Origin of the sequence: Microterricola pindariensis, from assembly GCF_002936985.1 — a bacterium.
Taxonomy (GTDB): Bacteria; Actinomycetota; Actinomycetes; order Actinomycetales; family Microbacteriaceae; genus Microterricola; species Microterricola pindariensis.
Genome location: NZ_MPZN01000111.1, coordinates 1 through 5469 on the forward strand (window position 1 = coordinate 1; position 5469 = coordinate 5469).

Annotated in this window: 2 rRNA genes; both read right to left on the reverse strand. The window is 54.0% G+C overall.

The annotated features are described in order from the left end of the window. Positions 1–99: 99 nt before the first annotated feature. A 23S ribosomal RNA gene (locus GY24_RS17005) occupies positions 100–3215 on the reverse strand. A gap of 447 nt (positions 3216–3662) precedes the next feature. Continuing rightward, a 16S ribosomal RNA gene (locus GY24_RS17010) occupies positions 3663–5190 on the reverse strand. The 16S and 23S rRNA genes sit together here, the layout of an rRNA operon. Positions 5191–5469: the final 279 nt, after the last annotated feature.

Below are 5469 nucleotides of genomic sequence, written 5' to 3' on the forward strand. Positions count from 1 at the left end.
GTTCTCGACCGTACATCGAGAACCACATAGTGGACGCAAGCTTCTCACGGACTCTCACCGTGCCGCACACACCAGCCTTACAACGGTGTGTGTGTAGTGTTTTTCAAGATATCGGCTTATTAGTACTGGTCAGCTCCACGAGTCTTTAGTCCTCGCTTCCACATCCAGCCTATCAACCCAGTCGTCTACTGGGAGCCTCTCCCCAAAAGGGATGGAAATCTCATCTCGAGGCCGGCTTCCCGCTTAGATGCTTTCAGCGGTTATCCATTCCGAACGTAGCTAATCAGCGGTGCTCCTGGCGGAACAACTGACACACCAGAGGTTCGTCCAACCCGGTCCTCTCGTACTAGGGTCAGATCCTCTCAAATTTCCTGCGCGCGCAGCGGATAGGGACCGAACTGTCTCACGACGTTCTAAACCCAGCTCGCGTACCGCTTTAATGGGCGAACAGCCCAACCCTTGGGACCTACTCCAGCCCCAGGATGCGACGAGCCGACATCGAGGTGCCAAACCATGCCGTCGATATGGACTCTTGGGCAAGATCAGCCTGTTATCCCCGAGGTACCTTTTATCCGTTGAGCGACAGCGCTTCCACAAGCCACTGCCGGATCACTAGTCCCGACTTTCGTCCCTGCTCGACTTGTCAGTCTCACAGTCAAGCTCCCTTGTGCACTTACACTCGACACCTGATTGCCAACCAGGTTGAGGGAACCTTTGGGCGCCTCCGTTACATTTTAGGAGGCAACCGCCCCAGTTAAACTACCCACCAGGCACTGTCCCTGAACCGGATCACGGTTCGAAGTTAGATGTCCAATATGACCAGAGTGGTATTTCAACAATGACTCCACCCGAACTAGCGTCCGAGCTTCACAGTCTCCCACCTATCCTACACAAGTCACACCGAACACCAATACCAAGCTGTAGTAAAGGTCACGGGGTCTTTCCGTCCTGCTGCGCGTAACGAGCATCTTTACTCGTAGTGCAATTTCGCCGAGTTCGCGGTTGAGACAGCTGGGAAGTCGTTACGCCATTCGTGCAGGTCGGAACTTACCCGACAAGGAATTTCGCTACCTTAGGATGGTTATAGTTACCACCGCCGTTTACTGGGGCTTAAATTCTCAGCTTCGCCTTGCGGCTAACCGTTCCTCTTAACCTTCCAGCACCGGGCAGGCGTCAGTCCGTATACATCGTCTTGCGACTTAGCACGGACCTGTGTTTTTAGTAAACAGTCGCTTCCCACTGGTCTCTGCGGCCTTCAAAAGCTCCAGGAGTAAATCCCTTCACCCATCAGGCCCCCCTTCTCCCGAAGTTACGGGGGCATTTTGCCGAGTTCCTTAACCACGATTCTCTCGATCTCCTTAGTATTCTCTACCTGACCACCTGAGTCGGTTTGGGGTACGGGCACATTGAACCTCGCGTCGATGCTTTTCTTGGCAGCATAGGATCACCGATTTCGACTTACGTCTACCCATCGAGTCTCAGCCTTATATGAGAGACGGATTTGCCTATCTCTCGGCCTACATTCTTAGACCGGGTCAACCATCGCCCGGCTCGGCTACCTTCCTGCGTCACACCTGTTAATACGCTAACCGCACCAGCATAGGGTCGTGTGCTAGGCCCACACGCATCACCCCGAAGGGATCCGTCACGGGGATTCAGACACTTAGCATCACTGGATTAGCTTGGGCGGTTCTTCTGCGGTACGGGAATATCTACCCGTTGTCCATCGACTACGCCTGTCGGCCTCGCCTTAGGTCCCGACTTACCCAGGGAAGATTAGCTTGACCCTGGAAACCTTGGTCTTCCGGAGGACGGGTTTCTCACCCGTCTTTCGCTACTCATGCCTGCATTCTCACTCGTGTGGCCTCCACGGCTGGTTTACACCGCCGCTTCACTGGCCACACGACGCTCTCCTACCCATCAATACGGCTGGACCACGAAGGCCTACCAAAAATATCAATGCCACAACTTCGGTGGCGTGCTTGAGCCCCGTTACATTGTCGGCGCGGAATCACTTGACCAGTGAGCTATTACGCACTCTTTCAAGGGTGGCTGCTTCTAAGCCAACCTCCTGGTTGTCTGTGCAACTCCACATCCTTTCCCACTTAGCACGCGCTTTGGGACCTTAGTTGGTGGTCTGGGTTGTTTCCCTCTCGACAATGAAGCTTATCCCCCACTGTCTCACTGCTGCGCTCTCACTTACCGGCATTCGGAGTTTGGCTAACGTCAGTAACCTTGTAGGGCCCATCGGCTATCCAGTAGCTCTACCTCCGGCAAGAAACACGCAACGCTGCACCTAAATGCATTTCGGAGAGAACCAGCTATCACGAAGTTTGATTGGCCTTTCACCCCTATCCACAGCTCATCCCCTCAGTTTTCAACCTAAGTGGGTTCGGTCCTCCACGCGCTCTTACACGCGCTTCAACCTGGCCATGGATAGATCACTTCGCTTCGGGTCTAGGACCAGCGACTCATTCGCCCTATTAAGACTCGCTTTCGCTACGCATTCCCCTCACGGGTTAAGCTCGCCACTGATCACTAACTCGCAGGCTCATTCTTCAAAAGGCACGCTGTCACCAGAATCAGACTGGCTCCAACGGTTTGTAAGCAAACGGTTTCAGGTACTATTTCACTCCCCTCCCGGGGTACTTTTCACCTTTCCCTCACGGTACTTGTTCACTATCGGTCATGTAGGAGTATTTAGGCTTATCAGGTGGTCCTGACAGATTCACACGGGATTTCTCGGGCCCCGTGCTACTTGGGATACTCTTCGCGCCATTGGAACATTTCGACTACCGGGCTGGCACCGTCTATGGCTGCGCTTTCAAACGCATTCGTCTATATCCCTTTGTAACGCTCACTGTTCGGCAGAATCAGCAGAAAAGTCCCGCAACCCCGACCATGCAACGCCTGCCGGCTATCACACATGATCGGTTTAGCCTCTTCCGGGTTCGCTCGCCACTACTAACGGAATCACTGTTGTTTTCTCTTCCTGTGGGTACTGAGATGTTTCACTTCCCCACGTTCCCTCTACCCGCCCTATATATTCAGGCGGGAGTCACCGGGTCACCCAAAGGGCCCGGCGGGGTTTCCCCATTCGGAAATCCTCGGATCAGGGTTCGTTTATCAACTCCCCGAGGCTTATCGCAGATTACTACGTCCTTCTTCGGCTCTACATGCCAAGGCATTCACCGTTTGCTCTTAGAATCTTGAAATCACATGAGTTTGAATCGATCTTTCGTTCAGAAAAATTGACCAATGATTAGTCGAACAACAGGCAAAGCCCGTTGTCCTAAAAATCTTTGTGATTGACACCGAAGTGTCAATCTAAGATGCTCGCGTCCACTGTGTAGTTCTCAAAGTACGGGCGGTACTCCCCCAGGCAGCGCCGGCTTTACGCCTATGCCCTACCTGACCGAAGTCCAGAAGGTCGTCCACGTCCAAACGTGACCCGGTCCTTCAGGACCCAACAGCGTGCTCCAACAACCCTCCACCCCCCGACTCGTTCCTTCCACCGAAGCGGCGTACTGGAACCAGGGAATCTGATGTTGTTGCAATGTCAATGTTCCACCCATGAGCGCCACCGGGAAACATGTGTTCCCGTAATGGCTGGCAGTGTCTGATCGCCCTGTATACAGAGGCGGACTGCACGTGCTCCTTAGAAAGGAGGTGATCCAGCCGCACCTTCCGGTACGGCTACCTTGTTACGACTTAGTCCTAATCACCGATCCCACCTTCGACAGCTCCCTCCCACAAGGGGTTGGGCCACCGGCTTCGGGTGTTACCGACTTTCATGACTTGACGGGCGGTGTGTACAAGGCCCGGGAACGTATTCACCGCAGCGTTGCTGATCTGCGATTACTAGCGACTCCGACTTCATGAGGTCGAGTTGCAGACCTCAATCCGAACTGAGACCGGCTTTTTGGGATTCGCTCCACCTTGCGGTATCGCAGCCCTTTGTACCGGCCATTGTAGCATGCGTGAAGCCCAAGACATAAGGGGCATGATGATTTGACGTCATCCCCACCTTCCTCCGAGTTGACCCCGGCAGTATCCCATGAGTTCCCACCATTACGTGCTGGCAACATAGGACGAGGGTTGCGCTCGTTGCGGGACTTAACCCAACATCTCACGACACGAGCTGACGACAACCATGCACCACCTGTTTACGAGTGTCCAAAGAGTTGACCATTTCTGGCCCGTTCTCGTATATGTCAAGTCTTGGTAAGGTTCTTCGCGTTGCATCGAATTAATCCGCATGCTCCGCCGCTTGTGCGGGCCCCCGTCAATTCCTTTGAGTTTTAGCCTTGCGGCCGTACTCCCCAGGCGGGGAACTTAATGCGTTAGCTGCGACACGGAGACCGTGGAATGGCCCCCACATCTAGTTCCCAACGTTTACGGCATGGACTACCAGGGTATCTAATCCTGTTCGCTCCCCATGCTTTCGCTCCTCAGCGTCAGTTACGGCCCAGAGATCTGCCTTCGCCATCGGTGTTCCTCCTGATATCTGCGCATTCCACCGCTACACCAGGAATTCCAATCTCCCCTACCGCACTCTAGTCTGCCCGTACCCACTGCAGGCTGGGGGTTGAGCCCCCAGATTTCACAGCAGACGCGACAAACCGCCTACGAGCTCTTTACGCCCAATAATTCCGGACAACGCTTGCACCCTACGTATTACCGCGGCTGCTGGCACGTAGTTAGCCGGTGCTTTTTCTGCAGGTACCGTCACTTTCGCTTCTTCCCTACTAAAAGAGGTTTACAACCCGAAGGCCGTCATCCCTCACGCGGCGTTGCTGCATCAGGCTTGCGCCCATTGTGCAATATTCCCCACTGCTGCCTCCCGTAGGAGTCTGGGCCGTGTCTCAGTCCCAGTGTGGCCGGTCACCCTCTCAGGCCGGCTACCCGTCGTCGCCTTGGTGAGCCATTACCTCACCAACTAGCTGATAGGCCGCGAGTCCATCCTTGACCGAAATTCTTTCCACCCCCAGGAGATGCCTCCGAGGGTCGTATCCGGTATTAGACGTCGTTTCCAACGCTTATCCCAGAGTCAAGGGCAGGTTACTCACGTGTTACTCACCCGTTCGCCACTAATCCACCAGGTGCAAGCACCCGGCTTCATCGTTCGACTTGCATGTGTTAAGCACGCCGCCAGCGTTCGTCCTGAGCCAGGATCAAACTCTCCGTAAATGTTTATACGACTAACCAGCAAGCTGGCGTCACATTTTGCGCTTCGAAGCCACCGGAAAAAGGCGGACATCTCAGCAAGTTTGAAACTGACAGAACAAATCATTACTGACTTGCTTTGTTGTTTAAATGTTTTCCAAAGGAATCCCGATCACCGAAGTGATCTGGGGTTTTTGGCATTTGACATTGTGCACGCTGTTGAGTTCTCAAGGATCGGATGCACCCGGATTCTCCCGCTTTCTCGCGGGTGTCGCTCCGAGGCAACTTGTCTAACTTACCAGA